This is a genomic window from Mucilaginibacter sp. OK283 (assembly GCF_900110415.1).
In the GTDB taxonomy this organism is placed as follows: Bacteria; Bacteroidota; Bacteroidia; order Sphingobacteriales; family Sphingobacteriaceae; genus Mucilaginibacter.
In genome coordinates this window covers 336,728-356,634 of sequence record NZ_FODR01000008.1, presented here as the reverse complement: position 1 = coordinate 356,634, position 19,907 = coordinate 336,728, and the positions used below count along the sequence as shown (strand labels likewise).

Here is a 19,907-nt window from a genome sequence, read left to right as displayed (position 1 = left end):
ATGTACTAATATACTAATAATCAATATTTTAATCAATATTTCAAAGAACTTAATTCTAAAGCCACTGTTGGCTTGTTTAGTTGTGCAACAGTCACCGCAGCAGAAGAGAGGGTGACGAGCGCAGCGATGTCGGGTGAGTCTGACCGCCCTGCAATTGAACTATTAACATCATCTCCTATGAACTACAAATTACTCGGCCGGTCGGGCCTTAAAGTTTCTGAACTGTGCCTGGGCACTATGGGTTTTGGCACCGAAGGCGGCTGGGGTGCCGATGCGGCAACCAGTTTTGCTATTATGGATGCCTATGCCAACGCAGGAGGCAATTTTTTTGATACTGCCAATGTTTACAAGCTGGGCACCAGCGAGAAGATCATAGGCGATTATATGAGCAATCACGACCGTGATTACTTTGTGCTGGCAACAAAGTATACGCTAAAAGATAACGTAACCAACCCAAATGCATCGGGCAATAACCGCAAAAACATGATGCGCAGCGTAGAGGAAAGCCTGAAGCGCCTGAAAACTGATTTTATTGATGTTTTATACCTGCATATATGGGATAATATTAGCCCCATTGACGAGGTACTGCGCGCCATGGACGACCTGATAAAGCAAGGCAAAATTACTTACGCCGCCATAAGCGACACTCCTGCCTGGGTGGTAGCCAAAGGCAATACCCTTGCCGAATTGATGGGCTGGAGTCAGTTTATAGCCTTACAGGTTGAGTACAGCCTGCTGGCCCGTACTGCCGAGCGCGAACTGATACCCATGGCCAAACACTTTGGGATGACGGTTACGCCCTGGGCACCGCTTGCCGGAGGCGCGCTCACAGGTAAATATTTAAAAGGCGATAAAGGCCGTATAAAACCCGAAAGTAACCGGCTGAATGCCCGAGCCGAAAAGATTACCAAAGTAGTAATGGAAGTTGCCGCCGAACTTGGTGTATCTGAAAGCCACGTTGCCCTTAACTGGACCCGCCAGCAATATTTTTCGTGCATCCCCATTGTGGGCGCTACCAAGGTAAATCAGTTGCTTGATAATTTAAAAACCGTTGATGTAGTTTTAAACGCCGAGCAGATGAAACGCCTGAGTGATGCCAGTGCCATTGAATTAGGTTTCCCCGGCGATTTTTTTAACGAGGAGGCAGTTAAAAATAACAGCTTTGGCGGGTTTTATGATAGGGTGGAGAAAAGGTAGTAGGTTAACAAAAACAGATGGCCAAATAATATCGAATAATGAATTTTGAATGTCCAACATCGAAGTTTTTTCCTTCATTATTCGATATTGGACATTCGGTGTTCAATATTTAAATTGTTCGTGATCCCATAGTTTAATGACATTATAATATCGACCTGGCTTACTTAATAGTTTGATCGTCATTTGTATGCGTTTCGTGATGTGCGTGGTGCTCATGGCGCGTATCCTTATGATTATCTTGTTGCCTGGTATGTTTCCGGTCAAAGTAACGCCTTAGGCGATTGAAAGCATGTTGTGCTTTTTTGATAAAACGCGAATCCCAATGATCAAACTTACCCATTAATGCCATGGTCCCGAATATGAAGAAACCACCTACAATTACGATAACAAAAACGTGCAGGCTATTTATAAAAAAATCTCTCATGATCACTATTGGTTAACTATACATTTATTATCAATATCCATACCCCTTTGGCAAACGCAATTGTTTTAAAGGGGCATGCAAATGTACAGGCAGGGTATAATTTAATAAATGACCATGATCACTCAAAACGTTTTAAATATCCGGGACTTACCAGTTCGCCATAAAGGATATAGGCTGGTTCATCAAGGCTAAACCAGGGGTTTTCCTGGTATTGAAGCAGTTGGATGCTTTGCGCTGGCATATAGCTTTGTGCCAGCAGGAATTTTTTATGATGGGCCGCATCTTCTACCACATTCATCACTATAAAACAATGCCCCGGCGAACCGCCTTTAATAAACACATCGCCTGTTTTTAAGGTTGATGGATTACTTACGGTTTTCAATTCTTTTTGCAGCGATAGGGTGCCGGCATAACTAAATACCAGGGTCATGTATCGCATAAAGTTATCGTAGCCATAGTCTTTTTTTGCTTTCAGTATCCAACGGTCATTACTGTAACGGTAGCCATTGGCATAATGCACAAAATCGCAACGGAAACCACTGGTAAAGTTGAAGGAGATTTTATCGTACTTCTTTTGGCTATATAGGTACTCGCCGCGTAGGCGCATCACAGCATCGGCACATTGCTGCAGGTCATACTGGCCAACGCTCAAATCAACTATGCCCGCAGTATAAGCTTCGGTGCGGGCCACCTTACCCTGGTAGGTGAGGCATTGCGATCCGTAAGGTTTAAGCGGTACCGCCTGCAGCCAGGCACTGAAGCTACCGGGTGACACTGCACTTTGTTTATAACCAGCAGGGGGCTTAAAACGGGTAATAACATTGTCGGTTTTTACCGGGCTGCTCATCAACCCCAATACCATGAGCATTAAAATAACTCTCATAATGTTTTAGCTTTTTTTAATTGCTGATAGGGGTTAAAGGGCACAGGGATATCATCAACCAGCCTGAACGCCGAAAAATGCAAATGTGTTGGCGAGCGTTTTTTATAAGCATTGTAACCGGTGCGGCCAACTTCGGCTATTTTTTGGCCGGGTTTAACTTCTTGTCCGGGTTTTACAAAGATGGCGCTGTTGTGGGCGTAGTAGGTAAAGTAGCCTCCTTTAAGGCCTTCAGGCCTTCCTGAAAGATCTTTAGGATGATAGATCCAAATATATTTTCCTCCACGGAGATTGCTGTTCACATCCCATGTATCAGAACAAGCTACTACCCAGCCGCCTCTAACAGCAAGCACATCTACAGGTTTCTTCGCATAATCATCCATACAATCCTGGTTTTTATCTCTAATAAAAATATCATGTGCAGGATGGGCAGTGTGTTTATTGCCGTCAAGAAAATGATATCCTTTATCTGAGTAACCATCTCCATTGCCGCCGATAGCGTTAACTTTATAACCTTTTAATGGAAACACCCATTGATTATGGTATAGTGGGATAATTATGGTGCTCTTCATGGCATCAAAAGTGTACATTGCATGAAAAAGAGTATCAAACTGCTTAACAAACGCATCTTTCTTTACTCCGCCTTTTAAAATTGCAGAGTTAAGCGCATTAAAACGTTTGAAATAATAATCCCGGTCATGGTGATCTAAATAGTCGCCTTGGGCAGCCACCCTAAATATTACCATAGTTACCAATAATCCAACAAGTAATACAATTTTTCGCATAAGGTTTATCCCAAAGAATACATATAACTAAATATCTGCCAGAATATTATTCCTCAATTTTAATATCGTATTTGGCCAGCAGGCCAGGCACGCCATGTAGCGAGAACATGGCTTTTTTAATCATATTATCATCCGGGTCGATGGTGTAGTTGTAGGAGCTGCGCAGGTCGGCCCCCTTCAATATGGTGCGGCTGAAAAAAGCCCGGTTAAGGTTGCAATTGATGAATTTAGCCTCGGTTAAATCTGCTTCGGTGAGGTCAGTCTCCGTCATGGAGCAATCAGTAAACCGGCCTTTTTTGTTTTTCTTTTTGTAGAAGATGGCGTTATCTAAAATGCAGTTCTCAAAGTACACCTCGAACAGAAAGTCGCGGGCTTTGCCAAAGTTTAGTCCGCTTAGTTTGCAATCTTTAAACCTGATGTTTTGAAAGCCTGTATCAGTGGCATCGGCCAGCGCCAGGTTGCAGCCATCAAATACACAGTCGATAAAAACCAAACCGTACAGGTTAGCATGCGACAGATCGCAGCTGATGAATTTACAGTTTTCGTAGGTATGGTTGCGCCCCGTAAGCTGCGCGGCAGGGGCTTTGGTAAATGTTTCGTCCTCGTAAAGCATAGGATAGTAGCAAGTATTTAGTATCAAGTATCAAGATTTTTTTTGGATCGAGAAGAGTAAAATTCTAAACAACATGCAAAGTACTTGATACTCGATACTTGCGACTTGATACTAAATTTGTAACTTTTCGCACCAAAAGTATTCTTAACAGAAAAGCTCCTGCACATGCATCCAAACTACATTTTAGTGATCAATGGTAAGCCCGAAGGGCCTTTCAGTATTGATGAACTAAAAGCCAGAAAAATAAAACCTGCCGACTTTGTAAAAACGCCCGAAATGCCCGATTACAAGGAAGCCCAGGAAATTGCCGAACTGCGGGACCTTTTCGGCTTTGCCAAACCCGCCCTGCTTATGCAATATTTCGGCAGTTTCGACCAGCGATTGCTGGCTTCGTTTTTAGATTGGTTTATCGTTTTCGGCGCATTTGTGGTGGTTATTTTTGTAGTGGTATTATTGATATTGCAGGATAAGGAAACGCGCATGACAGCCAGTTTTGGTTTATTGGCTTGCGTACCATTTGCCAAGATCATTTACCATATGGTGATGGAAAGCTCGGTCAAACAGGCCACCTACGGCAAACTGATGCTCAAAATAAAAGTGGTTGACATGAACGGCGAACGCATTACTTTTGGCAAAGCCGTAGCCCGTAGCCTGTGCAAAATATTTTCGGTACTTACATTTTTTATCGGTTACCTCATGGCGTTTTTTAACAAGAAGCAGCAATGTTTACATGATATGATGGCTGGCACGCTCGTGATTAAGGAGAGGTTGTTTTGAGGGGGTAATTAATTATTTTGTATATTAGCTTATATAATTAAATCAGATGAAAAAGACCACCGTTATTGAAACCCTTGATTCGTTTGATGAAGAGTTTGATACTGAAAAACTGATTGAAAGACTATTGTTTGTCGAAAAAGTTGAGAAGGGATTGCAAGATGTTGCTGAGGGTAAAGTATTGGATTATAAAGAAGTTAAAAAAAAGTTTATCGATAAGTGGAACCAGTAAATATTACAATTACTGAATCGGCTTACGCTGATCTTTTAGATATTGAAACTTATATCTCTCAAGACTCTGAATATATAGCGAGACGCTTCATTAATAAGATATTTGATAAAATCGATCAACTCTATCATTACCCGATGTCGGGAAAATTTGTCCGGGAAATCAATAACAGATCTGTGCGGGAATTGCTGCTAAACAAATATCGGATCATATACCAAATTGTTGATGAAAAGAACATCAATATTATTAGAATTGTGCACGGTTCAAGATTATTGGATATAGAAATTTAAAACCTATATGACCACTTTAGTTATTTATCCTGATAATAAAGAAAAGTATAATGCTTTAAAAGGTTTGATGAAGGCATTTAACATCCCTTTTGAAGAAGAAAGCACTTACGATCCTCAATTTGTAAACATGATTTTACAAGGCGAAGAAGACTTAAATGCAGGAAAAGGTGTCAGTGTAGATGTTGAAAAGCTGTTCTAATAAAATAAGCTACTTCACTCTCACCAGTTTGTATTTAAGTTTTCCCCAAACAAGGTGTATCGAATCGGCACTTTTATTTACGTCATAAAGGTTCAATGTATCAGCCTTTATCTTAAATAAAAATTGCTTTTGATTTTTTTCATAATCATCAAAATAGATCTGATCAAGATCGTTTTCTGGGCCTGCAACAAAGTCGGTATTAATATCATACTTTACAAATTCTAAAAATCCCAAAACTTTCCCCTCATCGTTAAATTCTACTTTTAAAGCAGTGCCGGTAGAGTCTGTTGTAGTATATCTCCCGCTGATAAGCGCTTTGTTAGTTAAGTAAGATATCCCGTAATCCATGTAATTGTAAGCGTAGTTGTTTAATACTTTAGTGTAAGCTACACTATCTAACAGGCGATTGTTCTTATTATAATGATACATTACCAGGGTTGTATCTTTGCCATTTACGGTATAACCAAGTTCATAAAAATTGGTGTTTACATTCCAATCGGGCATGTGTGTTTCTATGGAATTAGATTTATGACCTGCTTTAAACAATACGGCAAACTGGTATCCTTCATGATTATTTAAGCTTGCACCGGCTAAAACACTGTCTTTTTTTAAGGAGTCCATCTTAATCTCAATAGCCGCCAATCCGTCTAAGGACTTCCTTGATGCGTAAGGCGACCGGCTATGAGTAATAGCTGTTACATAGTCGCTTTTTACCCAAAATCCCTGAATGATGGGCGCAAACTTTTGAATTAAAGCCTCGGTTGTATTTAATGGTTGGGTTGCCGATAAAGAATTGGCATTTGTTGGTTTTGTATTGCTTTTACAAGAGATAATGAGCAAAAGTATTAAACAGGAGAAAATGAGTTTTTTCATTTTTAACGATAAGGTTATTCATCCCTAAAATATAAATTATATCCTCGCCATAACTTAACAGTCCATTAATTTATCATTTACATCCAAACAACTTATTCCCCAACATAATCGTTAAATTTGCAGCTTATTAATTATCCGCTGCATGAATACTGATGCTGTTAAATTGCTGCAAGGCCGTTATTGTAATTCGTTAACCGAATATTCGCGTTTTGTTACCCGCGAGGTAAACATTGGCGATGTGCCCATGGGCGGCAATAACCCCATCCGCATACAAAGCATGACCACTACCGATACCATGGATACCATTGGTACCGTTGAGCAATCTATCCGCATGGTTGATGCCGGTTGCGAGTATGTACGCATTACCGCACCCAGTATTAAAGAGGCCAAAAACCTGGCCGAGATAAAAAAACAGCTCCGTGCCCGTGGGTATAATGTACCCCTGGTGGCCGATATTCACTTTACACCAAACGCCGCTGAAGTGGCTGCGCGTATTGTCGAAAAAGTACGCGTTAACCCCGGCAACTACGCCGATAAAAAGAAATTCGACCAGATTGATTATACCGACCTGGAATACCAGGGCGAACTTGAACGCATTTACCAGAAGTTTGCGCCGCTGGTAAACATCTGCAAAGAGTATGGCACCGCCATGCGCATTGGCACCAACCACGGTAGCTTAAGCGACAGGATCATGAGCCGTTATGGCGATACCCCGCAAGGGATGGTTGAATCGGCTATGGAGTTTATGCGCATGTGCGAAACGCTGAATTATTATAATTTGGTAATCAGCATGAAATCGAGCAATCCGCAGGTAATGGTGCAGGCCTATCGCCTGCTGGTAGAAACCATGGTTGCCGAAGGCATGAACTATCCCCTGCACCTTGGCGTAACCGAAGCCGGCGACGGCGAGGACGGCCGCATTAAATCTGCCGTAGGCATAGGCACCTTATTGGAAGACGGCCTTGGCGATACCGTTCGCGTATCATTAACCGAAGAACCTGAGGCAGAAGCGCCCGTGGCTATCGAGTTGGTGAAGCGCTACTCTTTAAGGGAGAAGGAGGTTAAAGGCGAAAGGTTAAAGGCAAAAGGCAATGAGATTATTACCGATAAGAACCTTTCACCTTTCACCTTTCACCTTTCGCCTCAAACGCATAATCCCTACGAATACAAAAAACGCCACACCTACGAGGCTAATGCTTTCATTGGCGGGCACATGGTGCCAAGGGTGGTGCTCGATCTGTCAATGAAGAACTTGAAAGATCCTGGTATTATGGCGGATGCCGGTTATATCTACTCGCCCTTGCTGGATAAATATAACATGGCCGAGCAATCGGTTGATTTTGTTTACCTGGCAGATGAGCTGCCATCGTTTAACCTGCCAGGTAACTTAAAGCAGATTTATAACTACCAAACCTGGTTAAAACTGGTTGATAAAACCCTTTGTCACCCATTATTTACGCTGAAGGAATATATTGGGGCCACCAACAAAACATCAGCATTAAACCTGGTGAAACTGTTTCCGGAAGATATTGATTCGGAAGAGTTCGGCTCATTACCGTTTGATAATTCGCTGGTATTTGTTTTAGAAACCAACGCCCTGCACGGCATGGCCGACCAACGCCACTTCTTCTTCAAAATGGAAGAACTGGGTTTGGAAGTGCCGGTTATAGTAAAAAGGAGCTATGGGTTTGAAAAAGACCATGGACCATCGATCATGGACCATGGGCGTAACACAACTGATCTCACATCTAAACTGCAGCTCTACGCCGCCACCGACCTTGGCGCTTTATTGGTTGATGGCTTTGGCGATGGCATTTGGATTGAGGCACCTGAGGTTGATACCAAAGTAATTACTTCTACAGCTTTTGGTATTTTGCAGGCTACGCGTTCGCGCATTTCCAAAACAGAATATATCAGTTGCCCAAGTTGCGGGCGTACGTTGTTTGATTTGATGATTACCACGCAGATGATCCGCAGCCGCACAAGTCACCTTAAAGGGCTGAAGATTGGTATTATGGGCTGCATCGTAAATGGTCCCGGCGAAATGGCGGATGCCGATTATGGCTACGTTGGTTCGGGTACCGATAAAATCACCCTTTACCGTGGTAAAGAAGCCGTAAAGAAAAACATCAGCGCAGCAAACGCTTTAGATGAGCTTATAGGCATCATTAAAGACGACGGAAACTGGGTTGAGCAGGAATAACCCTAATTTATGAGCGATAAGATCACCGTTTTAGATATTCCATCAACGCTAAAAAAGCACCTGGCATTGGCAGGCGATCATGCGCCCGATTTTGGGATTGTTAACGATGGCTGGAACCAGGACGATTTTGCTGTGCTCAATAATCAGCCGGGGCTTACACATGGTTTGCCTGTTAAAACAGATTATTACTCGGTGAGTTTATGTTTAAGGGGTAGCTGTAAAAAAACAATCGGTCATTTTGTGTTCGAGGTATATACCAATTCTATCCACCTGGTATCGCCCCAGTTTATAACTTCCTTTGAAGATGCGTCGCCCGATTTGTTATTGTACGAGGTGTTGTTTAAAAAGGAATTCCTGACCAATAACCTGCTTAAAGAAAACATACTGGATAACCTGTTGGAGGTAAACCCCGATTATCCGCCAATTTACGGACTGTCGCAAAAAAGTTGCGCCTCGTTAAAGGCGCTTTATGAAAAAATAAGCGACGAAAGCAGGGAGAAAGGCGCTTTCCATTTACCCATACTGCGATTGCTGTTAACGGATTTGCTTTACGAAATGAACCGGGCTTGCGAAAACTGCCTGCTGCATTCTACCCGCCACCTCAGCAAGCAATATCAACTGGTTTATAAATTCAAGAAGCTGGTTGAGGATCAGTTCCTAACTCTTAAAACAGTGCAGGAATACGCCGATGCTTTGTTTATATCGGCAAAGTATTTAACCGAAATTGTAAAAGCCGAGACCGGCCAAAATGCCCTGCATGTTATCCATAACCGGATGTACCTGGAGGCGCAATACCTGCTCTCCTCATCCGGTTTAAGTATCAAGGAAATTGCCGAGCGGCTGAACTTTGACAACAGTTCGCATTTCAGTCGTTTTTTTAAACGCTTTGCCGGTAATAATCCTTCGGAGTTTAAGCAGCTTCAATAAAACTCTCTCCAGTTTATCTTGCCCAAATCACCGTTATGACTATCGGCTGACGGTAATAACCAGCCTCAGGAAAAATTGGTTGTTAAAACCGATTTATTGAGATTGATGCGCCCTGCTATGCGCAGTACCTTTGACATGTCAATCAAACAATACGGTCATGAAAAAGCAAAATATCGAACTTATAAAAAGCAGGTTACTGCAATTGTACTTTGGTACCTACCAGATACTAACCATCATTTACAGGTAATAAGCCTAAAGCTGAAGGCCGAATGCCTAAAGCCAGCATTCGTGGGAATAAAGGACTATTCAAGGTTATAATTAAAAGATATAGGTACAACTACTACAAAAACAAGCAGCCGTTTAAAGGCTTCACTATATATTGGTACATAAAAAAGGGGCAGACTTATAACAAGTTTGCCTTTTTTGTTTTTACTTAATGACATCGGCAAAAATAAACAGGTTCGCCTCGCGCTCCCCTGAGTATAATTAAAAAGCATCTTTATATAATTTTTGATTTAGTGCAAATGAACACCCCTCAATTCTGTTTTTCACGTTTATCTCTTTTTTACTTTGAAGGATGCAGCAAGCATGTTGCCGTCGCTTATTGGTTTGCCGGTTGTCATTAAAAGGTCCAGCATGCTATTGAGCTTTTGTTGTACTTTTTTGTTGCTCACATTTATACGGGCTTTAATGGTTTCGCTGTAAATAAGGTGCTTATCATTATCATAAAACCTTACCGTTTGGATGCCCGGGTTGTTCAGGTTGCTTTCTACAACCCAGGTAGCGGTGTTATTGATTTTTGTTTGGGCGATGCTGCCTGCAGCCGCCATACAAATAATGGCAAATGTTAATATGGTCTTTTTCATGTCGGTTATTTTTTAAATCCGGTAACTAAATTATAGGCCGGGTAACACTTTATAAACTATCAGCGTCATATAGCAGGATACCGGATACAAACAGCCTTGTGGTATACATAAACTGCATTAATGTGCAAAAATATGCCGGATAAACCTGTTGAAATGCGTTTTGTCGACGCCGGCGTGTCATCCGTCGACGGACCGACTAAATGGTTCATTCTTTTAACTGACTATAAGTAATTTAGCTATATGAAACAGCTTGCCGATTTTGATGTTACCCAATTTAAAATGCCAAGGCCCATGCAGCACATATTGTTTTGGCTAATCGTGAGCTTTATCATAACACTGATGTATTCGGTACCAACCAATTTCATGGTATCGCTACGTAACAATTTTATTTTTATGCCTATCCAGATAGCCTACTATTACGCTATAGCCGGCTGGCTTATCCCTAAATACCTGTTCCCGGGCAAGTACCTGAAGTTTTGTTTCCTGGCATTGGGGGTGTTTGTATTGTCGGTTGTTGTTACACGTATAGTTGGTATTTTGTTTGTAACGCCCTATACCATCCGCATGATGCACCTTACCGAAGGCGACTATTTTGAAGCCTCGCGGCGGCCGTTTTTAGTGAAGCTATTCGATTTACAAAACATGATCAACGCTTTAAAAGGCACCAACCTGGTAATAGGCTTTGTATTGGCCATTAAGCTTTTTAAAATGTGGTATCAGCGTAAACAAGCCACTTTACAGGCAGAACTGAATGCGCTGAAAGCGCAGGTACACCCTCACTTTTTATTTAATACGCTAAATAATCTTTACGCTTTAAGTTTAAACCAATCTGCAAAGTCGCCGCAGCTGATCCTTAACCTGAGTAATATTCTGCGTTACATGTTATATGAATGTAATACTGGCGAGGTATTGTTAAGCCAGGAGATTACAATGCTGCAACAGTTTATAAGCCTTGAAAAACTGCGTTATGAAGATAGGCTGGATATCAATTTTAATATTTATGGCGATACTGATGGAAAGCTGATAGCTCCATTGCTAATGTTGCCCCTTGTTGAAAATGCGTTTAAACATGGTGCCGGCGAGCAAATGGGCGATGCGTGGATTAACATCAATTTATATGTTATGCGCGATGAACTTAAGCTCAAAATATCAAACAGTAAAGCAGCGGGCGCAAATAAAGGTGCCGGCAAAACCGGCAACATCGGGCTGCAAAACCTTAGGAAACGGCTTGAACTGATATACCCAATCACCCACAGTCTTAAAATAATGGATGACAATGATACTTTTCTGGCCGTGCTCGATCTCAGGCTTAATTTTGCACCTCAAAGCCCATCTAAAATAAACACTCATGAAATTGCGTATACTCATAGTTGACGACGAGCCTTATGCCATTGAAGTGATGGAGAATTACCTGCGCAACTTTGATGATATGGAGATTGTAGGTAAATGTAGTAACGCCATCCAGGCCTTCCAGTTGTTGCAGCAAAAAACTGTTGATTTAATGTTTTTAGATATTCAGATGCCTGGAATAACGGGTATTGATTTTTTAAAGACCCTTAAAAATCCACCCAAAACTATTTTTACTACAGCCTATAGCCAGTATGCCCTTGATGGCTTTGAGTTAAATGTGGTTGATTATTTGGTTAAGCCCATACCGCTTGACAGGTTTATGCGCGCTATTGATAAGGTTTACCAGCTTAATGGCAACAAAGCCAGCGCAGGCGACAACTATGAAAAAAACGTTGGCGATACCGAGGCATTCCTGTACCTGAAGGTTGAACGTAAAACCATTAAAATAAATGTAAACGATATTTTATGGGTGGAAAGTTTGCGTGATTATGTTAAGGTAATAACTACGGGTAACGCTTATATCAGCAAACAAAAAATAAGCCTGCTGGAAGGGATGTTGCCTGAAAATAAGTTTGTGCGTGCGCACCGGTCTTTTATTATAGCCATTGCGCATATCAGTTCCTTTTACGCCTACAGTGTAGAAGTGAACGGGCACGAATTGCCCATTGGCCGCAACTATAAACAGGAAATGCAGAAGCGGTTAAAGGCCGATAATTTTCATTTTAGATAAGGGCATCACACTTTTGTATTGACCACCGGGGCCAATAAAGCCTGTTATGAACCAGCTCTTAACTAAAAATTACCGGAGTAGTATAGGCTATCCTACGCACAACGCCATTTTGAGTACCCGGCTTCCATTTGGGCGAAAGTTTGATAACACGCACCGCCTCTTTATTTGCCTCGGCACTAAGCCCTTTAATTACTTTAATATGGTTTAGTTTTCCGGTCTTCTCCACAACAAAATAAACTAAAACTTTGCCTGATGCACCTTTTACAGGGTGTAATTTCGATTTAATAAACGCGGTAAGCTTTTCTTGCCCGCCTGGAAATTGCGGCAACACTTCAACTGGTGCCACTGTAACGGTGTTGGTTTTAACTGTATCCTTTTGTACAAGGGCAAATGAGTTTTGCGCTATAAGACAAAAGGTAAAAATTGTGATGATTGGCGCAAGGTTAAATTTCATATTCACTGGTATTAAAGTAAATTCTGCATTGATATTTTATCTGTAAAACCCTACCATAACAACAAAACACGCGCTTTGTTGGCATACGGGTAATTTGTTTAATTGGATAGCATGTTATTTAGCTGGTTAATCAACTGCGTTAAATTCTGCAAACATGTTGCCGGCCTCGGCAAGGCTGCTTAGGTTTACATAGTCGCATACCTCTGCATACTCGGCCCACAACTGGTGTACAACAGGGTTGGCATGCGCCTGCCTGATGGCATCGGCCGATAGCCACTCAAAAACTTCTATCACGGTGCCATCAACGGCTTCCATAATTACAGCTTCACGGTTAGTAACAAGTCCTTCGGCCCTTAAACGCGGTACATGGGTTTTGGTGAGTTCTTTCAGCTCCAGTGCTTTGCCGGGCTTTGGTTTGTAAGCTATAATAACTATGCGTGCCATAAGGGTTTTATTAATGCAATAATATGAACAGATTTTAATATGGATATATGCCTATGAATCAATTTTTTAATAAATATATAAAATGTTACTTAATGCCAACTTTACTTAAAAGCAATCGTATAAAAAAGTATATAGCTAAACCAATTTTTATATAGTGATGATTAAACCGCACAGATGGTTTACATGTTGGGTTTCTGGGATTGCAGTGCTTGTGTGTCTTTTATATCCAACAGATGGTAAAACACAAGCGCCCGAAATAAAATTCAAGCAAATTAGTATCGAGCAAGGCTTATCAAACAGTTATGTTTTTGCAACTCGGCAGGACAGCCGGGGTTTCATGTGGTTTGGTACACAGGATGGCTTAAACCGTTATGATGGGCAACAAATGATTGTTTATCGCAACATACCGGGCGATAATCATAGTTTGAGTGACAACCTGATCAAGTATATTTACGAAGACAGCAATAAAATTTTATGGATTGGAACTGCAAACGGGCTCAATAGCTTTAACCCATATAGCAATTCATTTACACGTTACACTCATGATGTTACAGATAAGAATAGCGTTAGCGGAAGCATGATTGCCTGCATTTTTGAAGATACACAGCATGTTTTATGGGTGGTTTCTGAAGATGGTGGCCTTGATATTTTTAACCGTCAAACAAAACAGTTTTTACATTTTGCCCACAGCAAGAAGGATGGCAACAGCATTAGTGCAGGAGCCGTTCATTATATTTTAGAAGACAGGCAGAACAGGCTTTGGATAGCAACTGATTCTGGTTTAAATGTTTACAACCGCTCTGCCAGAAAATTTAACCTGATAAAAAACAAGTTCGGATCCGCGGCTAACAATATACAATCAATGCAGCTGGCCCGGGATGGCAAACTTTGGCTGGCCACTAAAACCGCGGGGGTGCTGGTTTTCGATCCGCAAAATGGTTCCTTTAAACAGTATCAACATATCACCGGCAAGGCGGGTAGCCTATCGGGTAACGAGATAGCGCTTTCCGGTTTGCTCATTGATCACGAAGGCCATGTTTGGATAGGTACGATAAACGAAGGGCTTAATCTTTATAATCCGGCTGATGACAGCTTTTATCACTATACCCATAAGTTTTACGACCCGACAAGCCTTGCACAAACCTCGGCATCGGGTTTATTTGAGGATAACCAGGACAACTTATGGGTTGGTACGGGCCGTGGAGGCATTAGCTTATACACTCCCGCTGCCAACAGGTTTAACGTTTACCGCCAGGAAAAAGATCCCAATAGTTTAAGTTTTAGTGATGTTAAATCGTTTTGTGAAGATAGCAGGGGCAATATCTGGATTGGCACCGATGGGGGCGGACTAAACCTTTTTAACAGGGAAAAAGCATCGTTTAAACATTTCAGATATAACGAGGCCGACCCGGCCAGCATCGGCTCTGACGCAGTGCTTGATATTACCGAAGACAGGGACAAAAACTTATGGATAAGTACCTGGGCCGGCGGGTTAAACCTGCTCCGCCCGTGGAGCACAAGGTTTACCCGTTTTAAAAATAATCCGAATGACAAAACAACCATTAGTTCGGATATGGTATTTAAAACATTCCAGGATAGCGAGGGCAACCTGTGGGTGGGCACTTTTGGCGGGGGCCTTAACCTGCTGGATGCTAAAACTCACCAATTCAGGCGTGTTACCAAAGATCCCGATGGGGTTACCAGCTTCCTGGGCAATAACGTGTTTGTGATTAACCAGGATAAAGCCGGCAATGTTTGGTTTGGCGGCGACGATGGCGGCTTAAACTGCTATAATTTAAAAAGCAGGCGCTTCTCGCACTATTTTAATGAATTTGCCAGGAAACCCGATATAAGGGTAATATTTACCGACCATAAAGGGCGTTTGTGGATAGGTCAAACAGGCTTGTATCTTTTTGATGCAAAAAAAAATGTGTTTGCACCTTACAGCCAACAGGCAGGGCTGCTTGATGATGTGATTAAAGGCATAACCGAAGATGAGTTTGGCAACCTATGGGTATCCGCAAATGATGGCCTGTCTATGTTTAATCCGGATGAGCACACCTACAAAAAATTTAATATTCATGATGGCCTGCAGGGGATTGAATTTGAATCCAATTCGTTTTTAAGGGCAAAAGATGGCGAAATGTTTTTTGGCGGTACCAAAGGGCTTACCACTTTTTATCCTAAAAATATCAAAATCAACACCTTTCTTCCGCCTGTTTTTATTACCGGGCTTCAAATTTTTAATAAAACTATTGTTCCGGGGCAAAAGGATTCGATATTAAAAACCGATATCTCTTTAACAAAGCAGCTGCATTTAAACTACAGGCAAACATCCCTTACGTTTGAATTTAACGCGTTAAATTATGTAATCCCCGAAAATAACAACTATGCTTATAAGCTGGAAGGATTTGATACCGGTTGGACAACTGCCGATGCGACAAAAAAAGCAACGTACACCAATCTTGATCCTGGTACTTACACATTTAGCGTAAAAGCATCAAATAACGATGGCTTTTGGAACCCAAAAACAGCCTCGGTTCAAATAATTATTACGCCTCCGTTTTGGCAAACGCTTTGGTTTCGCATTTTAGCCGCGCTTAGTTTTATTGCCGGTATTTATTCTTACTACCGCCACCGTATCAACGGTATCAACAAGCAAAAAACAGAGCTTGAAAAGCAGGTTAAAGAACGGACTGCCGATATTGCCAATAAAGCCGAAGAACTGCAAACGCAATCAGAAGCATTGCAGGCACAGGCCGAGGAGTTGCAGGCACAATCAGAAGAATTACATTCGTTAAATACTGAATTGACCATCAAATCAGATAAGTTGCTTGAGCAGGCCGACGACCTGAAAATACTTAACCAGCAGCTAACCGAACAAAAACACCAGGAGCACCTGGCCCGCGAAGAAGCCGAAAAAGCCAACCTGGCAAAAAGTACTTTTTTGGCCACCATGAGCCATGAAATACGTACGCCTATGAATGGTGTTATCGGGATGGGATCATTATTGGCCGAAACCAACCTTGATAGCGAACAGCGCGAGTATACCGATACGATTATCAATTGCGGCGAAAGCTTGCTGAATGTGATTAACGATATTCTTGATTTTTCGAAAATAGAATCAGGAAAAATTGAAATTGAGCACGAGGATTTTGTACTTCGTAAAAGTATAGAAAATGTTATGGATGTGTTCTCGACCAAAATTGCCGAAAAACATATTGATTTAATTTATGAAATAGATACTGATGTACCGGCATGCATTGTGGGCGACGAACTCAGGCTTAAACAGGTATTGATAAACCTGGTAAGTAATGCCATAAAATTTACCGAGAAAGGAGAAATATTTATAAGAGTATTTGCTGCATCAAAACCTCATGACGGTAATATACTGATAGGTTTTAGTGTGAAGGATACGGGTATCGGTGTTCCGGAAAACAAGTTGTCAAATTTATTTAAGCCTTTTAGCCAGGTAGATTCTTCAACCACACGAAAATATGGCGGTACCGGCCTTGGTTTAGTAATTAGTAAAAAACTTGTTGAGTTTATGGGCGGCGAAATATGGGTTCAAAGCCTGCCTTCAGAGGGTTCGGTTTTTAATTTTACTATCAATGCTGGTGTAAGTAATGCAAAAGCGCCCCGGGATGATATGTATACCACAGCAGGTTTTAATGGGATACAGGTATTAATTGTAGATGATAATAAAACAAATCTTAAAATTTTAAAAAACCAGCTCGAAAACTGGGGTATGAAGGTTACAGCAACTACTTCGGCCAAAGATGCCCTTAACCAATTGTTAACAGATAGTAGTATACAGTTGATTATTACCGATATGGAGATGCCTGAAATGGATGGCGTGGGTTTAACCAAAGCTATCAAAAGCGTTAATCCGCTAATACCTGTTATTATGCTCAGCTCGATAGGCGACGAGAGCAGAAAGAAGTTCCCGGGATTATTCGCGGCCATTTTGACAAAACCTGTCAAGCAGCAGTACTTATTTAGCAGCCTGCAGGTAGCTTTAAATTTAAATAATAACAACCCGTTGTTTGAAGATAAAAGTAAACAAATGCTTTCGGTTGATTTTGCAACGGAAAACCCGCTTAAAATACTTGTTGCCGAAGATAATCCTGTAAATCAAAAATTGATACAGCGTGTTTTAAATAAGCTGGGCTATATGCCCGAAATGGTTCAAAATGGTATTGAAGTTTTGAATGAAATGGAGAAAAATGATTTTGATGTAGTATTAATGGATATCCAAATGCCCGGCATGGACGGGCTTGAAGCAACTTCACACATCCGGAAAAATGGCCGGCCGCAGCCTTACATAATCGCCATGACGGCTAATGCCATGGCCGAAGATAAAGAAATTTGCCTGCAGGCCGGTATGGATAATTATATAGCAAAGCCCATGAAACTGAACGAAATTATAGAGAAGTTAAAAAATGTTTCGGTGGCTTATAAACAAAAAGCCTGACGGCACTTTAAAATATTTTATTTGCAATAAGGGATAAACTGAAAACCCTTGCCTTGTAATTTGGTTAAGCTATACGGAGATAATCAAAATTACAATGGCAAAAAAAGTTGCGGACCAATTGGTACAGATGCTGGTAGATGCCGGCATCAAAAGAATTTACGCGGTAACAGGCGATAGCCTTAACGAAGTAAATGATGCCGTAAGGCGCGAAGGCAGCATTCAGTGGGTCCACGTCCGACATGAAGAAGCCGGCGCCTACGCTGCCGGTGCCGAAGCACAGCTGAACGGCCTTGCCTGTTGTGCAGGCAGCAGCGGGCCAGGTCATGTACATTTGATAAACGGATTATATGATGCCCACCGCTCGGGCGCGCCCGTTATAGCCATTGCGTCAACAATTGCCAGTTTTGAGTTTGGCACAAACTATTTCCAGGAAACCAATACTATTAAGCTGTTTGATGATTGTAGTTACTATAACCAGATAGCCACCACGCCAAAACAATTGCCGCGCATGCTGCAGGCCGGTATCCAAAGCGCGGTGCATCAAAAGGGTGTTGCCGTAATTGGCCTGCCGGGCGATTTATCCGGCATGGATGCCGTTGATATCGAAACATCAATCCAAAACTTTAATCCGGCTCCTATTATCCGCCCTACAGATGCCGATTTGCAGCAGCTGGCCGAATTAATTAACCGTAATAATAAAATTACTATATTTTGCGGTATTGGCGCTGCCGACGCGCATGACGAAGTGGTGGAGTTATCACAAAAACTGAATGCTACGGTAGCCTATTCGTTTCGTGCTAAAATGGATATCCAGTATGATAATCCTAATGAAGTGGGCATGACGGGGCTGCTTGGCCTGCCATCGGCCTACCACAGCATGCATGAGTGCGACCTGCTGATACTGCTGGGCACCGATTTTCCGTATACACCATTTATGCCTGCAGATTGTAAGATAGTACAGGTAGATATTAAGCCCGAACGGCTTGGCCGCCGCGCCAAAGTTGATATTGGTTTATGCGGAACTGTGAAAGATACTTTAACAGCGCTGCTGCCCCTCATCGCCCAAAAACAAGATGACAGCTTCTTGCAGGCCCAGCTAAAAGTGTATGCCGATGTTAAAGATAAAATGCAAACTTATGTTGACGATAGCGGCGAAACTGACAAAATTCACCCCGAGTTTGTGGCTCATGTACTGGATAAACTCGCTGCCGAGGATGCGATTTTTACGGTAGATACGGGGATGTCGTGCGTATGGGGCTCGCGTTATATTAATGCTACTGGCAAGCGACAAATGATAGGTTCCTTTAACCACGGATCGATGGCCAATGCCATGCCCCAGGCCATAGGCGCGGCGCTTTCGCGGCCAGGGCAGCAGGTGATAGCACTTTGCGGCGATGGCGGCCTCTCGATGCTTTTGGGCGATCTGGCAACAATCGTTCAGTATAAATTACCGGTTAAAATTGTAGTTTTTAATAACCGCTCATTGGGCATGGTAAAGCTGGAGATGGAAGTTACCGGCCTGCCCGATTGGCAAACCGATATGTACAACCCCGATTTTGCATTGGTTGCCCAGGCTATGGGTATTAAAGGCTTCACCGTTACCGAACCCGGCGAAGTAAGACAGGCTATAAGTGATGCCCTTGCTTTTGACGGCCCCGCGTTGTTAAACGTTTTTACCGACCCTAATGCCCTGGCCATGCCGCCGAAAATTGAACTGAAACAGGTTGCAGGCATGGCGGTTTCCATGACCAAACTAATGCTTAACGGCCATATGGACGAGGTATTGGACACCGTTAAGGCCAACTATAAACATCTGAAGGATTTGTTGTAACGTTTTAAAACAAGCTGCCGTGGGTTTAGCGAAGCGTAACCCGTGTTTATTAATTTAAGCTTCCAGCTTAAATTAATAAACACAATTTAAATCAACATTAAATCAATCCCCAGGGCGCATCTGATTGGGTTAACATAACTTAACACATTTCAGGTAAAATATTTATAAATATCTGATATTCAATATTTTATATTTAATCATGGTTAACATTAAACTGATAGCGCAATTTAGGCGCATCCAAATATTTGTGCCTGTTTTTGACCAATACCAGTCCCTTCGATACCTCGATCATTTAATCAGTATCGGGTAATAAAAACAAGGTAGCGTTTGATGCTTATATTATTTTTACCACGGGTTACGTTTC

General features: G+C 42.0%; 19 protein-coding genes. 11 read left to right on the top strand and 8 right to left on the bottom strand.

The genetic code is table 11. The features are described from left to right. Positions 1–177: 177 nt before the first annotated feature. Positions 178–1,197 carry an aldo/keto reductase gene (locus BMX56_RS19565; RefSeq protein WP_090651362.1) on the top strand — a complete coding sequence of 340 codons (1,020 nt, stop codon included), beginning with the start codon at positions 178–180 and terminating at the stop codon, positions 1,195–1,197. Positions 1,198–1,357: 160 nt separating this feature from the next. Here BMX56_RS19565 and BMX56_RS19560 read toward each other — a convergent pair whose 3' ends face one another. The 4 genes from BMX56_RS19560 to BMX56_RS19545 form a co-directional block, all read right to left on the bottom strand. Next, the gene (locus tag BMX56_RS19560) at positions 1,358–1,621 is read right to left on the bottom strand and encodes a hypothetical protein (RefSeq protein WP_090651361.1); all 264 of its coding nucleotides are present in this window, start codon (positions 1,619–1,621) and stop codon (positions 1,358–1,360) included. Positions 1,622–1,739: 118 nt separating this feature from the next. Next, positions 1,740–2,504 carry a DUF4846 domain-containing protein gene (locus BMX56_RS19555; RefSeq protein ID WP_090651360.1) on the bottom strand — a complete coding sequence of 255 codons (765 nt, stop codon included), beginning with the start codon at positions 2,502–2,504 and terminating at the stop codon, positions 1,740–1,742. Further along, positions 2,501–3,286, bottom strand: coding sequence for a M23 family metallopeptidase (locus BMX56_RS19550; protein WP_090651359.1), 786 nt, complete (start codon positions 3,284–3,286; stop codon positions 2,501–2,503). The genes BMX56_RS19555 and BMX56_RS19550 overlap by 4 nt, the downstream gene beginning before the upstream one ends. A 46-nt stretch (positions 3,287–3,332) precedes the next feature. Continuing rightward, positions 3,333–3,899: a pentapeptide repeat-containing protein gene (locus BMX56_RS19545; protein ID WP_090651358.1), complete on the bottom strand. Its 567-nt coding sequence runs from the start codon at positions 3,897–3,899 to the stop codon at positions 3,333–3,335. 165 nt (positions 3,900–4,064) lie between these two features. Between BMX56_RS19545 and BMX56_RS19540 the strand changes: the two genes are divergently transcribed. From BMX56_RS19540 to BMX56_RS19525, 4 genes are read left to right on the top strand one after another with little or no spacing between them, the layout of a single operon-like run. After that, the gene (locus tag BMX56_RS19540) at positions 4,065–4,676 is read left to right on the top strand and encodes an RDD family protein (RefSeq protein ID WP_090651357.1); all 612 of its coding nucleotides are present in this window, start codon (positions 4,065–4,067) and stop codon (positions 4,674–4,676) included. 46 nt (positions 4,677–4,722) lie between these two features. Continuing rightward, positions 4,723–4,905, top strand: a complete 183-nt coding sequence (locus BMX56_RS19535; RefSeq protein ID WP_090651356.1) for a hypothetical protein — start codon at positions 4,723–4,725, stop codon at positions 4,903–4,905. Next, a complete protein-coding gene (locus BMX56_RS30705; RefSeq protein ID WP_090651355.1) occupies positions 4,893–5,192 on the top strand; it encodes a type II toxin-antitoxin system RelE/ParE family toxin in 300 nt (99 codons plus the stop codon). Before BMX56_RS19535 ends, BMX56_RS30705 begins: the two co-directional genes overlap by 13 nt. 7 nt (positions 5,193–5,199) lie before the next feature. Next, positions 5,200–5,391 carry a DUF2683 family protein gene (locus tag BMX56_RS19525; protein WP_090651354.1) on the top strand — a complete coding sequence of 64 codons (192 nt, stop codon included), beginning with the start codon at positions 5,200–5,202 and terminating at the stop codon, positions 5,389–5,391. Between the two features lie 9 nt (positions 5,392–5,400). Here the strand turns inward: BMX56_RS19525 and BMX56_RS19520 are convergent, their stop codons facing one another. Further along, a complete protein-coding gene (locus BMX56_RS19520) occupies positions 5,401–6,264 on the bottom strand; it encodes a hypothetical protein (protein WP_090651353.1) in 864 nt (287 codons plus the stop codon). A 142-nt stretch (positions 6,265–6,406) separates the two neighbouring features. Between BMX56_RS19520 and ispG the strand changes: the two genes are divergently transcribed. Together ispG and BMX56_RS19510 are read left to right on the top strand one after the other, a co-directional pair. Beyond that, positions 6,407–8,467, top strand: a complete 2,061-nt coding sequence (gene ispG, locus BMX56_RS19515) for a (E)-4-hydroxy-3-methylbut-2-enyl-diphosphate synthase (protein WP_090651352.1) — start codon at positions 6,407–6,409, stop codon at positions 8,465–8,467. Between the two features lie 9 nt (positions 8,468–8,476). Further along, positions 8,477–9,394 carry a helix-turn-helix domain-containing protein gene (locus BMX56_RS19510; RefSeq protein WP_090651351.1) on the top strand — a complete coding sequence of 306 codons (918 nt, stop codon included), beginning with the start codon at positions 8,477–8,479 and terminating at the stop codon, positions 9,392–9,394. 554 nt (positions 9,395–9,948) lie between these two features. Here BMX56_RS19510 and BMX56_RS19505 read toward each other — a convergent pair. Further along, positions 9,949–10,260 (bottom strand): hypothetical protein, encoded by a 312-nt coding sequence (locus BMX56_RS19505; protein ID WP_090651350.1) that lies wholly within the window; start codon positions 10,258–10,260, stop codon positions 9,949–9,951. 240 nt (positions 10,261–10,500) lie between these two features. On the opposite strand from BMX56_RS19505, the gene BMX56_RS19500 reads away from it, so the two are divergent. Continuing rightward, on the top strand, positions 10,501–11,634 hold the full coding sequence (locus tag BMX56_RS19500) for a sensor histidine kinase (protein WP_090651349.1): 1,134 nt from the start codon (positions 10,501–10,503) through the stop codon (positions 11,632–11,634). After that, positions 11,609–12,340: a LytR/AlgR family response regulator transcription factor gene (locus tag BMX56_RS19495; RefSeq protein WP_090651348.1), complete on the top strand. Its 732-nt coding sequence runs from the start codon at positions 11,609–11,611 to the stop codon at positions 12,338–12,340. The genes BMX56_RS19500 and BMX56_RS19495 overlap by 26 nt, the downstream gene beginning before the upstream one ends. Positions 12,341–12,398: 58 nt before the next feature. On the opposite strand, the gene BMX56_RS19490 is transcribed toward BMX56_RS19495, so the two are convergent. Both BMX56_RS19490 and BMX56_RS19485 read right to left on the bottom strand, forming a co-directional pair. Then, positions 12,399–12,794, bottom strand: a complete 396-nt coding sequence (locus tag BMX56_RS19490) for an energy transducer TonB (protein ID WP_090651347.1) — start codon at positions 12,792–12,794, stop codon at positions 12,399–12,401. A gap of 126 nt (positions 12,795–12,920) precedes the next feature. Then, positions 12,921–13,238, bottom strand: coding sequence for a hypothetical protein (locus tag BMX56_RS19485; RefSeq protein WP_090651346.1), 318 nt, complete (start codon positions 13,236–13,238; stop codon positions 12,921–12,923). Between the two features lie 211 nt (positions 13,239–13,449). On the opposite strand from BMX56_RS19485, the gene BMX56_RS19480 reads away from it, so the two are divergent. Then, positions 13,450–17,712: a hybrid sensor histidine kinase/response regulator gene (locus tag BMX56_RS19480; protein WP_177183866.1), complete on the top strand. Its 4,263-nt coding sequence runs from the start codon at positions 13,450–13,452 to the stop codon at positions 17,710–17,712. Positions 17,713–17,806: 94 nt separating this feature from the next. Next, positions 17,807–19,543, top strand: coding sequence for a thiamine pyrophosphate-dependent enzyme (locus BMX56_RS19475; protein ID WP_090651344.1), 1,737 nt, complete (start codon positions 17,807–17,809; stop codon positions 19,541–19,543). Positions 19,544–19,907: the final 364 nt, after the last annotated feature.